Below are 22,022 nucleotides of genomic sequence, written 5' to 3'. Positions count from 1 at the left end.
TGCCACCTCCGCTCAGGGCCTGACCATCCGGTCCTGTTCCGTCGGCGGTGTGCCGTCGTGCCAGGGCAGGGGCTTGCCGAAGCGGACCAGTTCGCCGTAGAGGGCGGGGTCGACGCCCCTGGCGGTGATCAGGTCGAGTACGGCGCCGGCGGCCTGGGACGGGGACTGGGCCTGGCTGTAGTCGCTGAACCAGGGGCGCGAGGTGGCGGTGTCGACCATGCCGGGGCACACGGCCGCGATCAGGGTGCCGGTGGCGAGGTCGTGTTCGCGGCGCGCCTCGGCGACCGCGCGGACGGCGGCGACCTGGGCCACCTTCGACGGCACGTTCAGCCAGACCGGCCAACCCGCCTCCGCGGCGGTCCTGTTGTGGATGGCACCGCGCCACGACTCGACGGCGTACTCGACCTGATCGAGGCCAGCGCCGTCGAACAGGTGGTGCAGCCGCGGCTCGAGGTGGCCGAGGGTGCCCAGGCTGCTGGCCACGACGAGCAGTCGGCCGCCCGGGCGGAGGACGGGACCGAAGGAGCGCAGGATCGCGTGCGTGGCGGAGTTGGAGACGTCGATGAACTCATCGGCCCGCTCGGACTGGGACTCCTCGGGCAGCACGCGGGTGACCGCGTTGGAGATGACGACGTCGACACCGCCGTAGCGTGCCCGCAGCTCCTCGGCGAGACGGTCGATGGCGTCGGCTTCGGTGACGTCCAGGACCAGGCCCTCCACGGGGGCGCGGCTGCCGGGCTGTTGCGCGACCTCCCGTGCCGCGTCCGACACGCGCTGTCGGCTGCGGCCGGTGAGCAGGACCAGGTCGTCCGGATTCATCCGGGCCGCCAGGCCTTCGACGAGTGCGCGGCCGAGTCCCTGGTTGGCGCCCGTGACGAGTGCGATGCGTGAAGCGTTCATGCCTGCAACGCTACGAACGCCGCGTCCATGAGTCCAACGAAAGTTCGGCACAGCTAATATGCGTGATCGTCATGGACTTCACTGATGTGTCACTCACCGCGCTGCGCGTCTTCCGCGCCGTGGCCGAACAGGGAACCTTCACCGCGGCCGCCGCCTCGCTGGGCTACACCCAGTCTGCGGTGTCCCGGCAGATCGCCGCGATCGAACGGGTGGCGGGCACCGAATTGCTGGAGCGGCGGCGCGACGGAGTACGGCTCACCGCGGCCGGCCGCGTCGTCATGCGCCGCGCCACCGTCGTCCTCGACGAGATCGAGGCGGCCGCGAGGGAGCTGTCCGGCCTGCCCGGGCAGGCCGGGACGGTCCGCCTGGGGTGGTTCCCCAGCGCCGGCGCCGTTCTGCTGCCCCGAGCCCTGGCCGCGTTGCGCCGCACCGATCCCGGCCTGCACGTCGTCGGCCGGGAAGGCACCACCCCGGCACTCGTCCGTGCCCTGCGGGCCGGCAGTCTCGACCTGGCCCTGCTCGCCTCGGCACCGCCGTTCCGGCCACCGGACGCCGAGTCGCCCCCGCTGGCCCTGCAGACACTCACCGAGCGGGCGCTGTGTCTGGCGCTGCCCACCACCCACCCGCTCGCCCGGGGCGACTCCGTCGACGTGGCCGACCTGCGGGGGCAGCGCTGGATCGCGAGTTCCTCCCCCGGAGAGGAGGGGCTGATGGGAGTGTGGCCCGGGCTGGACGAGCGGCCCCAGATCGTCCATACCGTCCGGGACTGGCTGGCCAAGCTCCATCTCGTCGCCGGAGGCTGTGGGTTGACCACCGTGCCCGCGGTCCTCGCGGCCGCTGCGCCGCCGGGTGTGCGCATCCTCCCGGTCCGCGGCGGGCCCCAGGAACAACGGCGGCTGGTCCTGGCCCGTCTCCCCCACCCGCCGAGCGAGCCGGTCACCCGCGTGGCAGCAGCCCTCCGCGCGGCGGCCCTCGACGCGGACACAGCTGGTCCGTCGGCAGGGAGCGATGGGGCACTGGCCTGACCTCTCGATCAGCTCATGGAGCTTGTTCCGGATCGGTGATGGGTGCCTGGCCCGTGCCATGAGCGGTGAACTCGGCCACCCTGGTGGCGAGTGACACGCTGTCAGGGCAGCGGTTCGGCAAGCCTTTACTTCGCTCGGGATCATGGACGAAACTGGTGCGCCGCACACGGTCGGCTCGCCGCGTGAGTTCCCGCAGCATGCGCGGCAGCCAGGTCCGTGTGCACCCAGCCTCGTGAGACGGTGCCCCCCACCCCGGCTCCACCACCCGGTGAAGGACGCCCATGCGACGCTCCACCCTGATCACCCGCGCCTTCGGAAGCGCTGCCCTGGTCTGCGCTGCCCTGGCACTGTCCCTGGTCTTCATACGCTACGACGCTCCCGCCCCCCGCTGGGACATGGTGTCGGCCCTCGGGGCGGCCGCCGTGGCCGCCGGAGGATGGGTGCTCGCCTGCCGTGCGGTGCCACCGATCGGCCCGGCGCCCTGCGCTGCGGCGCGGCAGTCCGTGCCGCCGCCCCTGCCGCGTCGGCTCCCGCTTCCCGCGCGTGACGTGGGCCGGGCAGCGGGGACCGTACTCCTCATCCTGACCCCGTTCGTGCTCTCCCGGCTGGCCGCCGGTTCGGGTGGGGTGCTCTCCGGAGTGGTGATCATCCTTGTGCTGATCCTGACCGTGAAGTCGCTCCTCTTCGCACGACGCCAGGTCAGCCAGGGCGACACACGCAGCAAGCTGCGGGTGCTGGCTGACGACGCCGGCCGGTCCGAACTGCACGCCGTGCGTGTACGGGTGGGAGAGCCCGTCCGGATGCGTTACCTCAAGCGGGGTGACAAGCCTGGCGAGTTGAACACCACGCAGTACCACTGGATCGTCCTCCGTGCCGGCGGACAGGAGATCAAACTGGCTGCCCCGCCCCGGGAGTTGGGCCGGGCGGTCCTGCGCTTCGACGGCCAGGAGGGCTGGCTGTGCTGGCCGCAACGATGGAAGCTGATCGAGGCGGAACTGCCCGCCGCGTTCGTCGCCGACAATGGCGAGGTGCTCATGGGGCTCACGGACCCGGACGAGGCACGGCCGTACCTCAACGCCGCCGACACCCCTTCCTCCGCCGACCGCCCCGTCCGGCGACTTACCCGCGCCGCCAAGTTCTCCGCACCCGTGCACACCCGCATGCTCGGCGGAGCCCTGCTCGCCGCGCTGATCACCTTCCCCGTCCTCTACATCGGCCCCGACGGGCTGCACTGGGCGCTGGACTGGCTCCTGTGCGCCCTGGCTGCGGCCTCGGTCGTCGTGTTCCCGTTGGGCGGGCTCGGGGAGGCGTCCCAGGCCCTCCCGGAGGGTGTGTCCTGGACGGTGCAGGAGGAGTCGGACCCGTCGATCGCGTGAGATGTCCGGGCCAGGGTGCCGCGACCGGCGTCGGTGGACCGTCGCGCCCAGGTCATCGTGCTCGGCCGTGCCATGCTCCCACGGTCACGTACGTGACCCTCGGGACTGGCCGGTGACTACGCCCCCCCACCTGCCGGCCCCGCGTCCGCCACCTCAGCCGCGCGCGGCCACGTACAGGCTCTGGGTGCTGCGGCCGAGGGGGCCCTTCTCGTCGTGCAGGGCCGACTCGGCGAGGCCGATGCCCGCGCCGTCCACCATGGTCCGTGCGTCCAGGCAGACCCACTCACCCTGGGGGTGGCGGTGCAGGTTGACGGTGAGGTCGCTGTTGATGAAGACGTAGCGGCGGAAGTCCAGCTCGCCGCTGATGCCGTTGCCGGAGTCGGCGGCCGTCAGCACCCGGCTCAAGGGTGTGATCTCCTCCCCCGCGACCAGGGGGACCGTCATCCGCATCCATGCCGTGGCCGGGCCGCGCTCGAGGAACGAGCCCGCGGCGAAGCGTACTTCCATGGCTGTGTGGTAGCCCTGCTCCCACGGCACCGGGAAGAACGCCTTCGCAGGTACCGCCTCCGGCCCGGGCAGCTGCCGGCTCGGCGACACCTCCGGCACCGAGCCCGGCGCGGTCCTCATCAGCAGTGCTGTCACGCGCATGACTTCCTCGCCGCCGTCAGGTGTCAGACGGGCCTCCACCAGCTCGACGCTGCGCCCGGCGCGCAGCACGCGCGTGGTCACGGTCAGCGGCCGAAGGGGAACCGGGCGCATGATCTCGTAGGAGAGCCGGGTGACTCGCATGTCCGGCCGGCCGCCCGGCCGTTGCTCGACGGCCAGGGCGAGCAGCGCGGCCGGTGGACCGGCGTGCTGCGAGTCGGCGTCCCAGGGGCCCCGTGTGAAGGCGGTGGGCAGGAACCGATCCGCGGCCTCCCGCTCGTAGAACGCCTCCGCTTCCGACACCGGCATAGCTGCCCCTTCCTGCCACGCGAACCATCCGTCCCGACCATGCTACTAAGCGCTTGCTCATCGCGACAGGTGATCACGCTGCGGCCCAGCGAGTGACCGCGCTCGGCACATGCGTACGCACCGACCGCCGAGCCGGTGGCTACGGGGCGGACGCGCGGTACGGGCGGGACGGCTGCCCGGTGACGCCGTGGCGCCGAGCAACGGCGGCCGACCGAGCCTCAGTTGACCGCCGTTGCGCAGCCCCTACTGCCGGGGCCGCTCGAAGGTGAGCAGCAGGCCCTCGACCGCGCCAGGCCCGATGCGGCCCTTGACGTCGGCGGACGTTATCGCCTTCAGGCCCCAGCCGTCCTCGGCGTGCTTGTTGAGGACCTTCTCCAGCTTGTCGCTGTCCAGGGCGTCGCCGATCAGTGACTCCCGGAAGGTGACGACCTTGTACTCGTACGTGTGGGCGTAGCTCATGGCTGCGGGTTCTCCTGCGGGGTGGGTGCTGGGGTTGCGGGAGTCAGTCAACCACCGTTCGACGCGTAACGGGTCGCCTCAATGCCCTAGGGAACGGCGGTCGGTGGCAGTTGTGCCGGGCTCACCAGTTCGCCCAGGACCTCTGCCATGAAGTGGACCAGCCAGCGCTGGGACGGGCTGCGCGAGGCTTCGTGGCGGGCGTAGAGCGCGACCTCGATCGGCTCGGTCTCGAACGGGAGACGTACCAGGCGTAGGCGGTGGGAGGCGGTGAAGACCTCGCCGACGTACTCGGGGACGATCGCGATCAGGTCGGTCCGCTCCAGGAGGTAGGGCAGCATCGAGAAGCGGGTGGCGTCGACGGTCACGCGGTCCAGGAGCCCATGGGTGGCCAGCACGGACCGGGGGACGACATGGCCACTGGGCCCGTACACCGTCGCGTGGTTTTCGGCCGCGAGCTCGGGCAGGGTGACGCGCGGGCCGTGGATCCGGGGGTGGTCGGCGGCGACCATGCCGACGTACCGCTCGTGGAAGAGCGGGACGCGCACGGTGCGGTGGGAGGTCAGGACCGGGGTGGCGATGAAGGCGTCGAGTTCGCCGCGGCGCAGCTGGCTCTCGGCCTCGTCCACGTCCAGGGGGCGGATGGCGAAGGACACCCGGGGTGCGCGCTCACGGGCCGCCGCCAGGAGACGCGGCAGGAGGGTCACCTCGCCGAGGTCGGAGAGGGCGACGGTGAAGCGGCCCGCCATGGTCGTGTGGTCGAAGTCGTCGGACTGGCGGATCGCGCCGTCGATGTCGGCCAGTGCGCGTTGCAGGGGCTCGTACAGGCGGCGAGCGCCCGCGGTCGGGGTCAGGCCGCGGCCGGTGCGGTGGAAGAGCTCGTCGCCGAACTGTCGGCGCAGCTTGGCCAGGCTGTAGCTGACCGTGGGCTGGGTGACGTGGAGGGTCTCGGCGGTGGCCGTGACGCTGCCGGTCTCGTAGAGCAGCACGAAGACGCGGGTGAGGTTGAGATCGAAACTGCTCATATCGATGGAGTCTATATCGCGGCGCGGCAGCATTTATTGGTGACCATGTCGCGGGCTCCCTAGCGTGTGCTGCGTCACTCCGAAAGGAACGCCTGTGCCAAGCGTGCGTCATGTCTCCCACGAGTTCCTTCAGCGCCAGGGGCTCAGCACCGTCTTCGGCAACCCCGGCTCCAACGAGCTGCCCTTCCTCGCCGACCTTCCGGACGGGTTCCGCTACGTCCTGGGCCTGCACGAGGGTGCCGTGGTGGGCATGGCCGACGGGTACGCCCAGGCGAGCGGGCGGCCGGTCCTGGTCAACCTGCACGCGGCGTCCGGCTCGGGCAACGCGATGGGCGCGCTGACGAACGCGGTGGCCTCGCGGACGCCGCTGGTGGTCGTGGCCGGACAGCAGGTGCGGTCGGCCATCGGACCGGAGGCCAACCTTTCCAACGTCGACGCGCCGGCCCTGATGAAGCCGCTGGTCGGCTGGGCGGCCGAGCCGGCGTGTGCGCAGGATGTGCCCCGCGCGCTCGCGCAGGCCGTGTTCGAGGCTCAGCTGCAGCGTCGGCCGACGTATCTCTCCGTCCCCTACGACGACTGGGCGGCCGACGCCGGCGAGAACGCCCTGGCCGTGCTGGACCGGCAGGTGCGGCTCGCCGGTGTACCCGGCGGGGAGCAGGGGCGTGAGCTGGCGGAGGCGGTCGCCGCGGCGAAGCGGCCCGCGCTCGTCCTGGGCGGCGACATCGACTCCGCCGGGCTCTTCGACGACGCGGTCCGGCTGGCCGAGCGGCTGGGTGGGCCCGTGTGGGCGGCGCCGTCGCTGTTCCGGCTGCCCTTCCCCAACCGCCACCCGCTCTTCCGTGGCGTGCTGCCCGCCGGCATCGAACCGATCTGCCGGGCGTTCGAGGGCCACGACCTGGTGCTGGTGCTCGGCGCTCCGGTGTTCCGCTACCACGAGTACCTGCCCGGGCGGTATCTGCCGGAGGGCACCCGGCTGATCCAGGTGACACAGGACGCTTCCGCCGCCGCGCGGGCCCCGATGGGCGAGGCGCTGGTCGCCGACCCCGCGGCGGTGATCGAGCTGCTGGTGAAGGTGCTCGACACGCCCGAGGCGCCCGAGGGCGGCTTCCAGTCTGTGCCCACGCCGCCCTCCGCGGAGGGACCGCGCCTGCACCCCGAGGAGGTCTTCGCGGCCCTGCGGGACGAGCTGCCCCGCGACACGGCGTACGTGGTGGAGTCGACCTCGACGAATGCCGCCTGGTGGCGTCAGATGGACCTGCGCAGGCCCGGCTCCTACTACTTCCCGGCGGCCGGTGGCCTCGGTTTCGGGCTGCCCGGCGCGGTCGGGGTCGCCATGGCCCAGCCGGACCGGCCGGTCGTGGGGGTGATCGGGGACGGCTCGGCCAACTACGGCATCACCGCCCTGTGGACCGCCGCCCAGCACCGCATCCCGCTCACCGTGGTGCTGCTGCGCAACGGGACGTACGGCGCACTGCGCTGGTTCGGCGGTCTCCTCGGCGTGCCGGACGCGCCGGGCCTGGACATCCCGGGCCTGGACTTCACCCGCATCGCGGAGGGCTACGGGGTGCGCTCCCAGCACGTCGACGGGGTTGAGGAGCTGCGGGCCGTGCTGTCCGAACGGCCGGACGGCCCTCGGCTGGTCCAGGTCGACACGGCGCTCACCACGCCTTCCTGAACAGCCTCGGCCCTCACCCCCTCAGCTGCACGCCTCACCACCCTCTGGGTACGGAAGGGAAAACCGATGACACTCCTGGACAGCGACGTCTGGAGCAAGAAGTTCCTCAGCGACGGCTGGAAGGACGCCACCCGCGAACACCCGGTGATCGAGCCGGCGACCGGGGCCCAGCTCGGCACCGTGGGACTGGCCACCGCCGAGGACGTCCGCCGTGCCGCCGCCCGTGCCGCCGAGGCGCAGCGGGAGTGGGCGGCCAAGTCTCCGCAGGAGCGGGCGGCGGTACTGCGGCGCGCCGGTGAGCTGTTCACCGAACACGCCGCCGAGATCGAGGACTGGCTGGTGCGCGAGGCGGGCTCCGTACGGGCCAAGGCCGCCTTCGAGGCGCAGCTGGCCCGGGGTGAGTGCTTCGAGTGCGCGGCGCTGCCGACGCATCCGCAGGGGGAGGTGCTGACGTCCGAGGACGCCCGCTGGTCGTTCGCCCGCCGCCGCCCTGCCGGGGTCGTCAGCGTGATCGCGCCGTTCAACTTCCCGCTGATCCTCGGTCTGCGTTCGGTGGCGCCCGCGCTGGCCCTCGGCAACGCGGTCATGCTGAAGCCGGATCCGCGTACGGCGGTCAGCGGTGGCGTCGTCATCGCGCGTGTCTTCGAGGAGGCCGGGCTCCCCTCCGGGGTGCTCCACCTGCTGCCGGGCGACGGCTCGGTCGGTCAGGCGGTCGTCGAGGCCCCCGAGGTGCGGGTGATCTCCTTCACCGGATCCACTCCGGTCGGGCGGGCGATCGGTGAGCAGGCGGGCCGTCTGCTGAAGCGGGCCCACCTCGAACTGGGCGGGAACAACGCCCTCGTCGTACTGCCCGGTGCCGACGTCGGCAAGGCCGCCTCCGCGGGTGCGTTCGGGTCGTACCTGCACCAGGGGCAGATCTGCATGACGACCGGCCGCCACATCGTGCACGAGTCCCTGCTCGACGAGTACACGGCGGCGCTCGCCGCGAAGGCCGAGGCCCTGCCCGTCGGCGACCCCGCCCGGGAGGACGTGGCACTCGGCCCGATCATCGACCGGCGGCAGCTGGAGCGGGTGCACCGCATCGTCACCGACAGCGTCGCGGCGGGCGCGACGCTGGCCGCGGGCGGCGAGATCGCGGGCGCCGGGTACCGGGCCACCGTACTGACCGGCCTCACCACCGACATGGCCGCATGGCGCGAGGAGATCTTCGGCCCCGTCGCGCCGGTCATCGGCTTCTCCACGCCGGAGGAGGCCGCGCGGATCGTCAACGACTGCGAGTACGGCCTGTCCGTCGGCATTCTCGGGGACGTCGGGTCGGCGATGAAGCTCGCCGACCGGATCGACTCCGGCAAGGTCCACATCAACGAGCAGACGGTCAGCGACGAGCCCAACGCCCCCTTCGGCGGGGTAAAGGCGTCCGGCACCGGGTCCCGGTTCGGCGGAGCCGCCGCCAACATCGAGGCCTTCACCGAGACCCAGTGGGTCACCGTCCGCCCGGACATCGCCGACTACCCGTTCTGAACCGCTCCTTCCACATCCATCTCCCGTAGCCGCCCCTGGGGGGAACATCCCATGAGATCCGTCACCTCTTCCGACGCGCCCGGCGCGTCCCGCACCTCCGCACCCGGCGGCACCGCCGGACGCAACGTCTGGACGGTGGTCCTGTGCTGGATCACCGTCATGCTCGAGGGCTACGACCTCGTCGTCCTCGGCGCCATCATCCCGACCCTGCTCAAGACCCATCACCTGGGCATGACCGCGGCTGACGCGACCACCATCGCCACCCTCTCGCTCGTCGGCGTGGCCATCGGCGCGGTCCTCGTCGGCCCGCTGGCCGACCGCCTCGGACGGCGCCTGCTGCTCATCGGCTCGGTGGTGCTGTTCTCGGTCTTCACCATCCTGGTGCCGCTCGCCGACTCCGTCGCGATGTTCGCCGTGCTCCGGCTCGTCGCCGGTCTGGGCCTCGGCGCCTGCATGCCGGTGTCGCTGACGATGATGTCCGAGCACATGCCGGCCGAGCGGCGGGCGCGCGCCAGCACCCTGACCATGACCGGCTACCACACCGGTGCCGTGATCACCTCGCTCCTGGCACTCCAGGTGACCGACAACTGGCAGATCCTCTTCTACGTCCTCGGCGTCGCCGGACTCGTCATCGCGGTCATCCAGTGGTTCCGTCTGCCGGAGTCGGCGGCGTTCGTACGCGCTAAGGAGGCGACCGGGTCCGAGCGCGTCCCCTTCACCGAACTGCTCAAGCCGGCCTACCTCCGCGCGGGCATCGGGATCTGGGTCGCATCGTTCATGGGTCTGCTGCTGGTCTACGGCCTCAACACCTGGCTCCCCAAGCTCATGAACGAGGCCGGTTACCCCGTCCCCACGGCTGTCACCCAGCTCCTCATACTCAACCTCGGCGGTGTGGCCGGACTCGTGCTCGGCGGCTTCGTCGCCGACCGGCGCGGCATCAAGATCACCACGCTGGGCTGGTTCGCGGTGTCGGTGGTCATGCTGGCCTGCCTCAGCGTCAAGATGGACAGTGACCTGCTGCTCGACACGGTGGTGTTCCTCACCGGCGTCTTCGTCTTCTCGGCACAGGTGCTCGTCTACGCCTACGTGACCAACTTCTACCCGGCCGCCGTCCGCGGCACCGCCCTCGGCTCGGCCTCCGGCATCGGCCGCATCGGTTCCATCGTCGGTCCGACGGTCACAGGAGCCCTGGTCACCGCCGGGATCGGCCACCCCTGGGGCTTCTACTTCTTCGCCGTCGTAGCCGTCCTCGCCTTCATGGCCGTGCTCACGCTGCCGGGCCGGACCCGCACCACGCAGGAGGTGGCGGTCGAGCCGGCGGTCTGACATCACTGACGCGAAACGGAACCGGATCGAGCCGTCGGGACGGCCGATCCGGTTCCCTGCGCCACCGACGCCTAGGACAACGGCTGTCCGCCCAACCCCAACCGGCTGACACCGCGAGGCGAGAAGGTCACCGGCCCGATCCAGCCCTGCCGGACGAGGGCGATCTGGGACGGCAACGGAGCCACCGGATCGACGGCCCTCCCCCGTGACCAGTTCTGGAACAGCCCCAGGGTCGTCTCGACGGCGGACACCACCATGGTCACCTTCAACTCCCTGCCGCTCCAGGTGTGCCACAGCGCCCACCCCTCGGGCCTGGGCTCGACCCCGATGCGCATGCACACCTCCTCGTACCCCTCCTCCACCCCGGCCGGCATGGCCCCTGGCTTCAGCAGCGTCGCCCCGACGAGCCTGACCCGGGACCGGCCCTCCTCGGTGCAGCCATCACCGTCGAAGTGCCAACGACGCAGAGCTCGGGCAAGCTGGTTGACACTGTGCTGGAAGGGAGCCGAGTTCGCTGCATCCGCCGGATCCGCCTGCAAGAACCATCCTTCGCTGGAGGCCTCCACGCTGACGCGGTGAGCGAGGCGCTCGATCTCCCGGAGGTAGTCCAGTTCGCTGAGCTCGGGTGTGGTCATGGCCGCAGCTTGGCACTGTGGCACTTGGGGCCGACGCGCATTTTCAGCGCGTCAGGGCGTGCAGCCCACTCACCAGGGCGAAGGCGATCCGCATGGTGGTCAGGCTCCTCCAGGACGTTCCGTACCGGGTGCGCCGCGTGACCACCACGTCCGCCCAATCCCACACCCACACGTCAACACCGCGGTAGCCGCATGCCACCTGCTCTTCGTGGCCGCGGTCTTGGGCCTGCTCCTGTGAGCGGGACAGCGGGGTGGTGTTGGACGATAGGCGGCTCACCCCCTCAACTTCTTCGTGCCATCTGCCAGTACGGCCGCCAGTCAGGGGCCGAGGAGACTCTCTGCCACGACCGCGACCCGGCGAGCCTCTGAATGCGCAGGGCCGTCGTGGCCGTATGCAGACGAAGCGCAGGAGGGGACGGCACGTGGGTGTGCAGCAGTACGACGAGATCGGCGAGGCATTCGAGGGGTTCAAGTCCCTTCCCCTGACGCGTTACGCGGAGGTGCCGAGCTTCCTGGGCATGGTCGGGGACGTGAGCGGTAGGTCGGTTCTCGACCTGGCGTGCGGCACCGGTTTCTACAGCAGGGAGTTCAAGCGGCGCGGCGCCACTGATGTCCTCGGTGTCGACATCTCCGTCGAGATGATCGCCGCCGCGCGCGAGATCGAGCAGCGTGACCCGCTGGGCGTGCGCTACGAGGTCGGTGACGTGGCCGAGCTGCGGGCTCTCGACCGGCGCTTCGACATCGCGGTGGGAGTGCAGTGCCTCAACTACGCCGAGGACATCGCAGCGATGGAGCGGATGTGCCGCAACATCCACCGGAGCCTGGTGCCGGGTGGAGACTTCTTCGTGCTCGCCCAGAAGCCCGACTACCGGTTCGACTGTCCGTCCCTGGACAAGTACGGGTTCCTCTGCGAGCCGACGGGCGAGGAAATGGAGACGGGTCCGCGGGCGCGGATCACCGCTCTCCTCGACCCGCGGCCGATCAGCATTGTCACCACCGCCCCGCGCCGCGAGGTCTATGAGGAGTCCCTGCGGGCGACCGGGTTCAAGGAAACGGAGTGGATTCCGCTGCGGGTGTCCGAAGCCGGAGTCCGTGAGTTCGGCGAGGACTTCTGGGCGGACTTCCTCACGCACCCGCCACTGGAGATGCTGCGCTGCCGAGCCTGACCGGCCGACCGGCCGGCGAACGGATAATCGGTTGCCTTTGCCGATGGTGGTGGATGCAATGACCGGCATGGTCACCCAGGTGCGCCTGCCACGGCGAGCGGAGATGAACGCGTACCACCGGGCCTCGCCCCTGTGTGATCCGGGCACACCGCAGCCGGACCGTCGTACGGGAGACGCCAACGCATGAATGCGCCGCCATCGCCACTGGGAGCGGAGCGGACCGACGGATCATCCGTCCGGATCGGCGCCCTCGTTCCGCTGACTCGGCCTGGCTGGGTCGGGGCCGGCCGACACTTGCTCGCCGGACTCGAGCTGGCCGTTCGTGATGTCAATGACGCCGGCGGGATCGTGGGAAGACCACTCGAGCTGGTGGTCCGAGACACCGCTGCCGATCCACAGAGGGCTGCGGCCGCAGTGGACGAATTGGCTCGCCTGGGCGTGGCTGCCTTGGCAGGGGAGTATCACAGCGTCGTCGCTCGCGCCGCTGCGGCCAGGGCCGACGCCGTCGGCCTGCCGTTCCTCTGCTCCTCAGCGGTTCTCGACGCGCTCACCGAACAGCCGACGGAATGGGTCGCGCGCCTCGCCCCGGCGCAGTCCCACGGATGGCAGATCTACGCGGACTTCCTCCTCAGCGCGGGACACAGCCGAATCGCCGTAGCAGCCGAGCCGAGTGTCTACTGGGCATCCGGGGCCCGCATTCTCCGGGACTGCCTCGCTCCACGCGGCGGCACCGTCATCGAACTCGACATGCGCGCGCTCGCCCCCTCGGCCGTGTGCGAGGAACTCGTCGGCAATCGCGCGACGGCCCTCCTTCTTCTGGTCGGCCACCCCGATCCGGCAGTGTCGATCGTCAACTCTGTCCGCCGCGACCCGCGGCTCGCCGAGATCATGATCGGTGCTCCGGCCGGGCAACCGGAGTTCACCGAATGGGCGACGTTGCTGGGCGACGACAGCTCCGGCATCCCGTTCCTGCGCTACCTGCCCGAGCGCCTCAGCCCACTCGGTGCACGAGTCGAGACGGCCCTCCGCGCTCGGCTGGCCGAAGCGCCCTCCTTCGTCGCCTTCGAGGGCTATGACACGGTCACCGTCCTCGCCGATGTGCTGCGTTCTCACGGCACCGACCGGGCGCGCACTGCCGAATCCTGGCCACGCGTCGCGGTCGAAGGCACCCGCGGGCAGATCAGCTTCTCCCGCACGCCAGGCATCAGTGTCTGGCAATGGGCTTGGACGCCGGTCCAGGTCGTTGACCGAGATCCGGCGGAACCCCATCGCTTTCGGATCCTTCACGCCGGCTGAGAGGGGGATCTTCGCCAGGCACGGGGCGGCCTTTGCGACACTGCAGGCGACCGTGTCCGACAGAGAGGCAGTATCAGGTGAGTTCCCCCCGCCCGGCCGTCGAAGAGGAGGCCGGCGACGTCCGCCGTTTCTGGAAGGGGCTCGGTCTTCCCGGGCTGATCGACGTCCACACGCACTTCATGCCCGAGCGTGTGCTGCACAAGGTCTGGGAGTACTTCGACGCCAATGGGCCGTTGATCGGCGGGCTGGAGTGGCCGATCACCTATCGCAAGCAGGAGGAGGAGCGCACGGCCCTCCTGCGGGAGTTCGGCGTCCGGGCCTTCACCTCCATGCTCTATCCGCACAAGCCGGGCATGGCCCGGTGGCTGAACGGATGGGCGGCCGACTTCGCCCGCCGCACCCCCGACTGCCTGCACACCGCCACCCTCTACCCCGAGCCGGACGTCGAGACCTACGTCCGCGAGGCCGTCGAATCCGGGGCGCGCGTGTTCAAGGCCCATGTGCAGGTGGGAGCGTACGACCCGGGCGACGAACGGCTCCGGCAGGCCTGGGGGCTGCTGGCCGAGACCGGCGTTCCCGTGGTGATGCACTGCGGCTCCGGGCCCGCGCCCGGCAAGCACACCGGCCCCGAGCCCGTCGCGCGCGTGCTGGCGCGTCACCCGCAGCTGCGGCTGATCGTCGCGCACATGGGCATGCCGGAGTACGAGGAGTTCCTCGACCTCGCCGAACGGTACGGCCAGGTGCGCCTCGACACGACGATGGCGTTCACCGACTTCAGCGAAGGCTTCATGCCGTTCCCCCGCCGGGCCCTGCCGCGGCTCGCCGCACTGGGCGACCGCATCCTGCTCGGCTCCGACTTCCCCAACATCCCCTACCCCTACCTGCACCAGCTCCACGCCCTGGAGCGCCTGGAACTCGGCCAGGATTGGCTGCGGGCCGTGTGTCACGACAACGCGGCAGACCTGTTCGGCCTGTGGCACCGTCAAGCCGCACCGTGAATGCGCTTGGGGGACGTCGAGTCCACTTGACCCGCAGTCGCCTCGCTCGGCCACGCGAGGCGACTGCGCTCATGCGGGAGTTCGGTGCCTGCTCGCTGATCTCTGACCGGCGCCGTCACCGCGACGCCGTCACAGGGTCGAGGTCGTCCCTTCCCCGGCCGCGCTGCCCGCGAGCCACTGGTCCCATCCGAGGTTGAAGGCGGCGTAGCCGTTGTCGGCCGGGGCCTTGGCACGCGACGAGCCGGTGATGGTGACGGGGTCGCCCTGCTTGACCTGGCCGTAGAACCACTTGGCGTCCGACATGGACAGGTGGACGCACCCGTGCGAGCCGCGGGCGCTGCCGCTGCCCGGATTGGGGTCGCCGGTCGAGTAGTGCACGTACGTGCCGGACTGGGTCAGGTGGACGTCCCAGGGCAGCGTCAGGTCGTAGTAGTTGGGGCTGCCCTTGTCGCAGCTGATGCCGACGCTGCAGGAGGTCATGTGGACCTTCTCCTGCTTGTCGATGACGGCCATCGTGCCGTTCCACGTCGGGTACTGAGGGCTGCCCGCGTTGATCGACAGGGTGCGCACCGCCTTGCCGTTACGGCTCACCTTCATGGTGTGGCCGGTCACCGAGACATCCGCACGCACGTCGTCGCCGATCTTGAAGGTGTGCGTGTAGCCGTGCACGCCGTAGCGTCCGTTGCCGTTGCTGACGCCCTTCAGGTCGGCGTCGATCTTCACTGTCGTGCCGGAGGGCCAGTACGTCTTCGGGCGCCAGTCGGCGCGCTTGTCGCCGAACCAGTGCCAGGCGCCGGCCACCGGCTGCGAGGTGCTCACCTTCATGTGCTTCTCCACCGCGGCCCGGGCCTTTGCCGCCACCGGGTTCGTGAAGACCACCGAGATCGGCATGGCCACGCCGACCGTGGTTCCCGTCTGCGGGGTGATCGTCTCCAGCAGCATCGGCGGGCCCGCGGGCTTCGTCGGTGACGGAGAGGCGCTCGCACCCGGCTTGCCGGACGCCTCTGCGTCGTCCCCGCTTGCCTTGTCACTGCCGCCCCCGCCGCAGGCACTCGCGCCCAGCAGCATGGCACCTGTGACGACTGCGATCCGTATGCCGCCCTTGCGCCGTCCCACGATCTGCCCCGCTCTCTCGCTCTTCGGCCCTGACGGGCCCGACTCCCTGTCAGACAGGGAGGTTAGGGGGCACAGTTGCGCCCGTCGTGTAAAACATGTCCCAAAACTCGGTGCGCACTGCCAGGCCGATGGCGATGCCCCCCGCAGGCGACGCGACGCCGGGGCATCGGGCATCACACGAAGTCGGCCGCCGACTCCATCCTCAGCAGCGCGTCCCTCCATTCCGCCCCGGAGAGTTGCGTGGCAGCCCGGCGCAGGTCGAGGGGGTGCCCCGCGGCAAGCGATGCGGCGATCTCCAGCACGGCCAGATGGGGGCCCATGGTGCCGGGCTCCCGGCGATCGTCGTCCAGCAGCTCGGGCCTCCGCAGCAACTCCAGGACACCCGCCCAGTTCACCGACGTGGGGCGGTCGTGCGGCTCCACGGCGTCGAGCGACGGCTCCTCGATGAACCGGCGCAGCCAGTAGCCGTTACGGAAGGAGGCGAGGACCACCGTCGCCTTCCTCATTTGCTGGCTGCCCACCGACTCCACAAGCTGCCGAGCCATGACCGCCGCTTGCGGGGCTTGCAGGAGGTACAGCTCGTCGGTCCCCTGATCGATAGTCATGCCGCCACTATGAGGTGACGGGAGAGACGGGCTCTGCGCGGCACCCGCCCCTGTCACGCGAACAGACCATCCGCTTTGCGTATGGCAGAGCGCTGTGGGCGGGTGCCTGGCTCATGGCGGCGATGAGGGGGCGTGCAGACGGCGGTCGCTCGACGGGCCCCACGGCGGGCGGCCACGCATCAGAGACACAGCACCGGCGGCTGACGGACCGGCTGCGGCGCCGTCGCGTGCCTGGTGGGCGCCAGGCCGGTCGTCCGGGGCGGCGAGTCCTGCCTGGTCGGGCTTCCTGCCGGGACTGGTAGCGCCGGCAGGCCGGGTCAGACGGTGCTGGTTCGCGCCGCGGTGACCGCCACCGTGGTGTACGGCATCCTGAACCTTCCCCCCACCGCATCGATCGCGGCCCCGACGCCCTCCAGCACCTCCGCCAGCCTGTCCGCCGGAAGCCGGGTGAGGGGTCCCTGTGTGGGCATCTGGTCCCTCCACTCGTCACGGGTGTAGGACTGCTCCCAGTTGAACCGCCATTGCTCCGGTTCGCTGAAACGGCCCGTCTCCCGGATTCCGTCGGCGGCCTTGGTGAACAGTGCCTGGTACCCGTCCATGGCCTGCTTCACCGACTGACGCGAGGTGAACGGCGCCCCCAGGAGTTCCCGCCCCCGGCGCGGCGGGCGGTGGTCAGGTACACGAACACCACACGATCCAGGAGCAGCTGATGGGAATTCGGCTTGAAGGGCCGGTGCTGGAAGGCTCTCTGGTGCGGCTGGAGCCGCTCGGCCCCCAGCACGCGGCGGGTCTGGCCACGGCGGCGGAGGAGAGCAGGGACTCCTACTCCTTCACCTGGGTACCCACCGCAACCGAGGCCGGTACGTACATCGACGCTCAGCTCGCCCGTGTGGAGACGGGGAAGCTGGCCCCCTACGCGCAGGTTCTGGTGCGGACAGGACGGGTCGTAGGCGCAGCCGCGTACTGGGATCCGCGGGTACGGCCCGAGGGAGACCGGCTCTTCGCGGTCGAGGTGGGATTCACCTGGCTTGCAGCGTCGGCTCAGGGAACGGGAGTGAACACGGAAGCCAAACTGCTCCTGTTCCAGCACGCGTTCGAGAACTGGGGCGCGGCCCGTGTCGACCTGAAGACAGACGCCCGCAACAGCAGGTCCCGTGCCGCGATCGAGTCGGTCGGCGCACGCTTCGAAGGCGTACTGCGGAACTGGTCGCGGTCCTGGGCTCCCGGCGAGGACGGCCTGCTCCGTGACTCCGCGATGTACTCCATCGTGGAGCAGGAGTGGCCGGGCTGTCGGGCGAGACTGCGAGCGCGTCTGGCGAGTCTCGGAGGGCGGGGCGCGGCAGCAGCGGGCGGTTCATCAGGCATGGGGTGAACACCAAGTCCCGGCTGCCGATCACGGGCCGTCCGCGGGCCATGTGGTGCGACGGCTTGCTCCGAACCCGATGACGGGCGTGGCGGGTTCAGTTGGAGTCGCAGCTCGGCGTGGACAGTGGGGCTCATGTGCGGAGACCAGGCCCGCGCCGACTGCCGTCGGTTCGACTTTGCTCGAGGAGGAAGCGACGCGGACCGCCCGTGCAGCTGCGATATCACTGAACCCCCGGTCCGAGCCCGACCCACAGGTCGTCGCTCTCGTGGATGATGTAGATCGGATCGGTCCTGGCCTTCCAGTCGACGGGGACGACGTAGTAGCGGCCGCTGCGTTCGATGAGGAGTCGGAGTCCCGTATAGCGGTACGGCAGGCGTAGGTCCTCACGGGGTAGCTTCGTCTCCTGGACGCCGGGGGGAGGCAGGCTCAGCGGTCGGCTGCTGAGGAGCATCACGCTGGGCCAGCTCTGGACATGACTGGCGCGGAACCTGGCGTCCCGCTCGCCGAGTTGCAGCGCGGTCTGTGTCAGCACCCAGAACAGGCAGACGGCGGCGGCGAAGAAGAGCGCTCCACGGCGGCGTGCTCCCCCTGGGCCACTGCCCCCGGCGTGTGCGATCTGACCCAGCAGGAATCCGAGCGCGAGGGTGAGGGGCGCAGCCCATTCGTACGGCGCGATCCGCGACCAGAAGACCAGCAGCACCAGTCCGGCCGCCACCACAACGGGGTAGAAGCGTGCCACCGGGGCGAGGGCCGCGGAAGCGGAGACGGTACGCAGTCCCGGCGGGGATCGGCGTGTGGCGAACCAGGGTCCCACCGCCGCGATCAGTACGAGGACGGCGGCCACGATGACCGGAGAGCGCACCAGCTTCAGGCTCTGGAGCACCAGTGGCGCGAAGCCGAAGTCGAGGGAGTAGATGGAGAGGTGGAAGTTGCCGTAGTACTGGCTGCTGTACATCGCTCCCAGGTAGAACATCAGCGCGGCGATGACAGAGGCCTGCGCGATCACGGTCTTGAGGAGTGCCGTCGGGCTCGGCTCTTGGTTCCCGACGCCTGACTGCCCGTCCTGGGGCGGCAGCCCCTCCGCGGGCTCACTCACGTGCCCTCAGGGGGAGTGACTTCGGGGACAGGGGTGGGAGGGCTGGGAGGCGTGGCGGACGGGGCGATGCTGGGGCCGTCGTCGTGGCCGCAGTCCGTGCAGGTGGGGGGAGGCGGCGGCGACGGAATGACGGTGCCGGACGCGGACGACGTGGCCGGCGACGGCGACTGTGAGGGGCTCGACGGCGTGCCGGACGTGGTCGAGTCCGACGGCATGGGTGACGACTTCGAAGCGGTGGCGGAGGGACTGGTGTGCGGCTCGTGATCGGAGGAGCGGCAGCCGGCGGCGGAAAGGCATGAGACGGCGAGCATGCCGGCGATGACCATTCGTCCCGCCTCGACCGGCATGCGACCTCCCTCGTCGCGTGCGAGCGTAACGTCGTCGGGGCAGCCGAAGGCGACCCCCCGCACGTAGCGGTCCCCCGGATCATCCGAGCGGCGGACAGACGGCTCTACCTGCCGGTCAGGTCCAGGAGATCGCAGTGCGGGTCGTCGGGCGCCGGCAGTCGGTGCTGTGCCGCCTCAGAAGTTGATCATGTGTCCCGCCAGGCCGTGCACCGCCTCCTTGACCGCCTCGCCCAGCGTGGGGTGGGCGTGTACGTTGCGGGCCACCTCGTGGACCGTCAGGTCCCACTGCTGAGCGAGCGTCAGTTCGGGCAGCAGCTCGGTGACGTCCGGGCCGATGAGGTGGCCGCCGAGCAGTTCACCGTACTTGTTGTCGCTGATGAGCTTCACGAAGCCCGTGGTGTCGCCGAGGCCGTGCGACTTGCCGTTGGCGGTGAAGGGGAACTTGGCGACCTTCACGTCGTGACCCAGCTCGCGGGCCTGGGCCTCGGTGTAGCCGAAGCTGGCGATCTGGGGCTGGCAGTAGGTCGCCCGCGGGATCATGGTGTAGTCGAGCTCCATGGTCTCCGCGTCGGCGATCGTCTCGGCGGCGACGATGCCCATCGCCTCGGCGGCGTGCGCGAGCATCAGCTTGGCGGTGACGTCACCGATGGCATAGATGTGCGGGACGGAGGTGCGGCAGCGGCCGTCGACGTCGATCGCGCCGCGATCCGTCACCCGCACGCCGACCTTGTCCAGGCCGTAGCCCTCGATGTTCGGGGCGAAGCCGATCGCCTGCAGAACCTTGTCGGCCTCCAGGACCTGCTGGGAGCCGTCCTTGGCGGTGACCGTGACCCGGACCTGCGGGCCCGACTCGTCGATGGCGTCGACCCGGGTGGAGGTCAGCACGTCGATACCCAGCCTGCGGTACTGGCGGGCCAGCTCGGCGGACACCTCCGCATCCTCGAGGGGAGTCATACGGTCCAGGAACTCGACGATCGTGACCTTCACGCCGTAGTTGTGCAGCACATACGCGAACTCCACGCCGATCGCCCCGGCGCCCGCGATGACGATCGACCGGGGCAGATCCTCGGCGAGGATCTGCTCCTCGAACGTCACCACCCGGGAGGTCCGGCGGGTGCCGGGGAGCAGCTTCGGCGTGGCGCCGGTGGCGATGATGCAGTGGTCGAAACCGATGGTGCGCGTCGAGCCGTCGTAGCCCGCCACCTCCAGGGTGTGCGGGTCGAGGAAGGTGCCACGGCCGTCGAACTCCGTGATCTTGTTCTTCTTCATCAGGTAGTGGACGCCCTTGACCCGGCCGTCGGCGACCTTGCGGCTGCGGCGGAAGGCCTCGCCGTAGTCGAAGGACACCTGCCCGTCGACCCTGATGCCGAACGTCTTGGCCTCGTGGAGAAAGATGTGAGCCAGCTCGGCGTTGCGCAGCAGTGCCTTGCTCGGGATGCAGCCCACGTTCAGGCACACACCGCCCCAGTACTTCTCCTCGACCACGGCGACGCGCTTGCCCAGCTGCGCGGCGCGGACGGCGGCGACGTAGCCGCCGGGTCCGGCTCCGAGGACCACGACGTCGAAGCGTTCGTCCAGCTCGGGCATGGGGTTGTTCCTCTCATGGAGCGGTCTCGGGCACGGGACGGGACCAACCGACCTCAACTGGATCATCCTCGCGCCGGACCGGCTCCCGCAACCGCTTCTCGTCGATCTTGCCGAGCTTCGTCCGGAACGGCTCCTTCAGCCGGGTCGGATCAGGGCTGACGGTTCTCGCTCGGCCGCGAGGCGCGGGCCACGAGCAGCAACAGCAGTCCGCAGGCGGCGACCAGCAGCCAGCCCGGGCGGGACGCGTGGGCCAGCCCGGCGGGGCTCGTACCCGCGACCAGGCCGCCGGCGAGGGCGATGCCGAGTGCGGAGCCGAGCTGTCGTGCGGTGGACGTGATGGCGCCGGCCACGCCGGCCCGGGCGGGCGGCAGGCCGCTCACCGCGGTGTTGGTGATCGGCGCGTTGGCGAAGCCGAAGCCGATACCGATGAGCAGGTACGCGAAGAGGAGCAGGGACACGTTCGTGTGCCGGTCGAGCCCGACGAGCGACAGCCCGCCGGCCGCGATGAAGCCGCCGGCCAGGACCAGGGGCAGCCGGGGTCCGATACGGCCCACCAGACGGCCGGACCAGGGTGCGCAGACGGTCGCCGCGACGGCCATGGGAAGGGTCGCCGTCCCGGCGGCCAGGGGCGTGAACCCCCGGGTGTGCTGCAGATAGAAGGTGTTGAGCAGCAGCGTCACGTTCAGGGCGACGAAAACCGCCACCGCGCCCAGGACGGCACCGGTGAACGCGGGGCCGCGGAAGAGCCGCGGATCCATCAGCGGCTCGGGCCGGTGGGACTCCACCCATACGAATCCCGCCGTCGCGGCGGCGGCGACCCCGTAGGCGGTCATCGTTGCCGCCGACGTCCAGCCGAGGCGTGGTCCCTCGATGAGGACGCCGACCCAGGTCCCGATGACCACGGTCAGCAGGACCTGACCCGGAACGTCGAGCCGTCGGGCGCGAGCCGCCCGGGACTCGGGCACGAACAGCGCGCTGAGGACCAGGGCGGTCACGATGACCGGAGCGTTGATCCAGAACAGCGATCGCCAGCCGAACTCCGCGACGAGCGCGCCGCCCGTGACGGGGCCGACGGCCATGCTGAGACCGAACACGGCGGCCCAGACGCCGATGGCCTGCGCTCGCTCCTTCGGGTCGGGCATCGCGTTCACCACGATCGCGAGGGCGACGGGGCTGAGCATCGAGGCGCCGATCCCCTGCACCGCGCGGGCCGCGACGAGCGCGCCCACCGACGGGGCGACCGCGCAGACCAGCGAGGCCGCGCCGAACACGGCCAGTCCGGACTGGAACACGCGCCGGCGCCCGAACCGGTCGGCGAGCGCGCCGGAGGAGATCAGCAGACCGGCCAGGACGACGGTGTAGGCGTCCACGGTCCATTCGAGGCTGCGCGTTCCGGCACCCAGGCCGCGCCCGACGGCGGGCAGACCGACGTTGACGATGGTGGTGTCCAGGCCGACCAGGAACATGCTCAGACAGCAGACGGCCAGCACCGTCCAGCGTCTGCGGGCGCTCAGCAGGGGCTGAGCAGGAGGGATCGCCGTGGTGGTCATGG

General features: G+C 70.6%; 22 protein-coding genes. 10 read left to right on the top strand and 12 right to left on the bottom strand.

What is annotated here, in order from left to right:
* Nucleotides 1–12 precede the first annotated feature (12 nt).
* The gene (locus tag AC07CM_RS41150; RefSeq protein WP_478881656.1) at nucleotides 13–900 is read right to left on the bottom strand and encodes an SDR family NAD(P)-dependent oxidoreductase; all 888 of its coding nucleotides are present in this window, start codon (nucleotides 898–900) and stop codon (nucleotides 13–15) included.
* A gap of 71 nt (nucleotides 901–971) precedes the next feature.
* On the opposite strand from AC07CM_RS41150, the gene AC07CM_RS41145 reads away from it, so the two are divergent.
* Together AC07CM_RS41145 and AC07CM_RS41140 are read left to right on the top strand one after the other, a co-directional pair.
* Complete coding sequence (locus AC07CM_RS41145; RefSeq protein ID WP_478881655.1) at nucleotides 972–1,925, top strand: LysR family transcriptional regulator; 954 nt, start codon at nucleotides 972–974, stop codon at nucleotides 1,923–1,925.
* Nucleotides 1,926–2,206: 281 nt separating this feature from the next.
* Complete coding sequence (locus AC07CM_RS41140) at nucleotides 2,207–3,301, top strand: hypothetical protein (protein ID WP_478881654.1); 1,095 nt, start codon at nucleotides 2,207–2,209, stop codon at nucleotides 3,299–3,301.
* Nucleotides 3,302–3,454: 153 nt separating this feature from the next.
* On the opposite strand, the gene AC07CM_RS41135 is transcribed toward AC07CM_RS41140, so the two are convergent.
* The 3 genes from AC07CM_RS41135 to AC07CM_RS41125 form a co-directional block, all read right to left on the bottom strand.
* Nucleotides 3,455–4,249: a thioesterase family protein gene (locus tag AC07CM_RS41135; RefSeq protein WP_478881667.1), complete on the bottom strand. Its 795-nt coding sequence runs from the start codon at nucleotides 4,247–4,249 to the stop codon at nucleotides 3,455–3,457.
* A 249-nt stretch (nucleotides 4,250–4,498) separates the two neighbouring features.
* Nucleotides 4,499–4,714 (bottom strand): DUF4177 domain-containing protein, encoded by a 216-nt coding sequence (locus AC07CM_RS41130; protein WP_478881653.1) that lies wholly within the window; start codon nucleotides 4,712–4,714, stop codon nucleotides 4,499–4,501.
* An 86-nt stretch (nucleotides 4,715–4,800) separates the two neighbouring features.
* On the bottom strand, nucleotides 4,801–5,736 hold the full coding sequence (locus AC07CM_RS41125) for a LysR family transcriptional regulator (RefSeq protein WP_478881652.1): 936 nt from the start codon (nucleotides 5,734–5,736) through the stop codon (nucleotides 4,801–4,803).
* Between the two features lie 94 nt (nucleotides 5,737–5,830).
* On the opposite strand from AC07CM_RS41125, the gene mdlC reads away from it, so the two are divergent.
* From mdlC to AC07CM_RS41110, 3 genes are all read left to right on the top strand, one after another.
* Entirely contained in the window at nucleotides 5,831–7,411 is a 1,581-nt protein-coding gene (mdlC, locus tag AC07CM_RS41120) for a benzoylformate decarboxylase (RefSeq protein WP_478881651.1), read from the top strand.
* A gap of 66 nt (nucleotides 7,412–7,477) precedes the next feature.
* Nucleotides 7,478–8,932 (top strand): benzaldehyde dehydrogenase, encoded by a 1,455-nt coding sequence (locus AC07CM_RS41115; protein ID WP_478881650.1) that lies wholly within the window; start codon nucleotides 7,478–7,480, stop codon nucleotides 8,930–8,932.
* A 51-nt stretch (nucleotides 8,933–8,983) separates the two neighbouring features.
* Nucleotides 8,984–10,258: an MFS transporter gene (locus AC07CM_RS41110; protein WP_478881649.1), complete on the top strand. Its 1,275-nt coding sequence runs from the start codon at nucleotides 8,984–8,986 to the stop codon at nucleotides 10,256–10,258.
* Between the two features lie 71 nt (nucleotides 10,259–10,329).
* Here AC07CM_RS41110 and AC07CM_RS41105 read toward each other — a convergent pair whose 3' ends face one another.
* Together AC07CM_RS41105 and AC07CM_RS41100 are read right to left on the bottom strand one after the other, a co-directional pair.
* Complete coding sequence (locus AC07CM_RS41105; protein ID WP_478881648.1) at nucleotides 10,330–10,893, bottom strand: hypothetical protein; 564 nt, start codon at nucleotides 10,891–10,893, stop codon at nucleotides 10,330–10,332.
* A gap of 43 nt (nucleotides 10,894–10,936) precedes the next feature.
* Nucleotides 10,937–11,170 carry a hypothetical protein gene (locus AC07CM_RS41100; RefSeq protein WP_478881647.1) on the bottom strand — a complete coding sequence of 78 codons (234 nt, stop codon included), beginning with the start codon at nucleotides 11,168–11,170 and terminating at the stop codon, nucleotides 10,937–10,939.
* A 145-nt stretch (nucleotides 11,171–11,315) separates the two neighbouring features.
* Here AC07CM_RS41100 and AC07CM_RS41095 point away from each other — a divergent pair, with 145 nt between their 5' ends.
* The 3 genes from AC07CM_RS41095 to AC07CM_RS41085 all read left to right on the top strand — a co-directional run bounded on the left by AC07CM_RS41095 (nucleotide 11,316) and on the right by AC07CM_RS41085 (nucleotide 14,353).
* The gene (locus AC07CM_RS41095; RefSeq protein ID WP_478881646.1) at nucleotides 11,316–12,059 is read left to right on the top strand and encodes a class I SAM-dependent methyltransferase; all 744 of its coding nucleotides are present in this window, start codon (nucleotides 11,316–11,318) and stop codon (nucleotides 12,057–12,059) included.
* Between the two features lie 183 nt (nucleotides 12,060–12,242).
* The gene (locus AC07CM_RS41090) at nucleotides 12,243–13,355 is read left to right on the top strand and encodes an ABC transporter substrate-binding protein (protein ID WP_478881645.1); all 1,113 of its coding nucleotides are present in this window, start codon (nucleotides 12,243–12,245) and stop codon (nucleotides 13,353–13,355) included.
* 77 nt (nucleotides 13,356–13,432) lie between these two features.
* Nucleotides 13,433–14,353: an amidohydrolase family protein gene (locus tag AC07CM_RS41085; protein WP_478881644.1), complete on the top strand. Its 921-nt coding sequence runs from the start codon at nucleotides 13,433–13,435 to the stop codon at nucleotides 14,351–14,353.
* Between the two features lie 129 nt (nucleotides 14,354–14,482).
* Here the strand turns inward: AC07CM_RS41085 and AC07CM_RS41080 are convergent, their stop codons facing one another.
* The 3 genes from AC07CM_RS41080 to AC07CM_RS41070 form a co-directional block, all read right to left on the bottom strand.
* Nucleotides 14,483–15,469: a L,D-transpeptidase gene (locus AC07CM_RS41080; RefSeq protein ID WP_478881643.1), complete on the bottom strand. Its 987-nt coding sequence runs from the start codon at nucleotides 15,467–15,469 to the stop codon at nucleotides 14,483–14,485.
* A 173-nt stretch (nucleotides 15,470–15,642) separates the two neighbouring features.
* On the bottom strand, nucleotides 15,643–16,074 hold the full coding sequence (locus AC07CM_RS41075; RefSeq protein WP_478881642.1) for a hypothetical protein: 432 nt from the start codon (nucleotides 16,072–16,074) through the stop codon (nucleotides 15,643–15,645).
* 317 nt (nucleotides 16,075–16,391) lie between these two features.
* Nucleotides 16,392–16,685, bottom strand: a complete 294-nt coding sequence (locus tag AC07CM_RS41070; RefSeq protein WP_478881641.1) for a hypothetical protein — start codon at nucleotides 16,683–16,685, stop codon at nucleotides 16,392–16,394.
* A 98-nt stretch (nucleotides 16,686–16,783) separates the two neighbouring features.
* Between AC07CM_RS41070 and AC07CM_RS41065 the strand changes: the two genes are divergently transcribed.
* Nucleotides 16,784–17,446 carry a GNAT family N-acetyltransferase gene (locus AC07CM_RS41065; RefSeq protein ID WP_478881640.1) on the top strand — a complete coding sequence of 221 codons (663 nt, stop codon included), beginning with the start codon at nucleotides 16,784–16,786 and terminating at the stop codon, nucleotides 17,444–17,446.
* A 214-nt stretch (nucleotides 17,447–17,660) separates the two neighbouring features.
* On the opposite strand, the gene AC07CM_RS41060 is transcribed toward AC07CM_RS41065, so the two are convergent.
* Nucleotides 17,661–18,536 carry a hypothetical protein gene (locus tag AC07CM_RS41060; protein ID WP_478881639.1) on the bottom strand — a complete coding sequence of 292 codons (876 nt, stop codon included), beginning with the start codon at nucleotides 18,534–18,536 and terminating at the stop codon, nucleotides 17,661–17,663.
* Nucleotides 18,537–18,587: 51 nt separating this feature from the next.
* Between AC07CM_RS41060 and AC07CM_RS41055 the strand changes: the two genes are divergently transcribed.
* The gene (locus AC07CM_RS41055) at nucleotides 18,588–18,800 is read left to right on the top strand and encodes a hypothetical protein (protein WP_478881638.1); all 213 of its coding nucleotides are present in this window, start codon (nucleotides 18,588–18,590) and stop codon (nucleotides 18,798–18,800) included.
* 257 nt (nucleotides 18,801–19,057) lie between these two features.
* On the opposite strand, the gene lpdA is transcribed toward AC07CM_RS41055, so the two are convergent.
* Together lpdA and AC07CM_RS41045 are read right to left on the bottom strand one after the other, a co-directional pair.
* Nucleotides 19,058–20,470, bottom strand: a complete 1,413-nt coding sequence (gene lpdA / locus AC07CM_RS41050) for a dihydrolipoyl dehydrogenase (protein WP_478881637.1) — start codon at nucleotides 20,468–20,470, stop codon at nucleotides 19,058–19,060.
* Between the two features lie 149 nt (nucleotides 20,471–20,619).
* Nucleotides 20,620–22,020 carry an MFS transporter gene (locus tag AC07CM_RS41045; RefSeq protein WP_478881636.1) on the bottom strand — a complete coding sequence of 467 codons (1,401 nt, stop codon included), beginning with the start codon at nucleotides 22,018–22,020 and terminating at the stop codon, nucleotides 20,620–20,622.
* Nucleotides 22,021–22,022 lie beyond the last annotated feature (2 nt).

The sequence above is a fragment of the Streptomyces sp. NPDC044061 genome (assembly GCF_056434305.1).
This window is presented reverse-complemented; position numbering and strand designations above follow the sequence as displayed.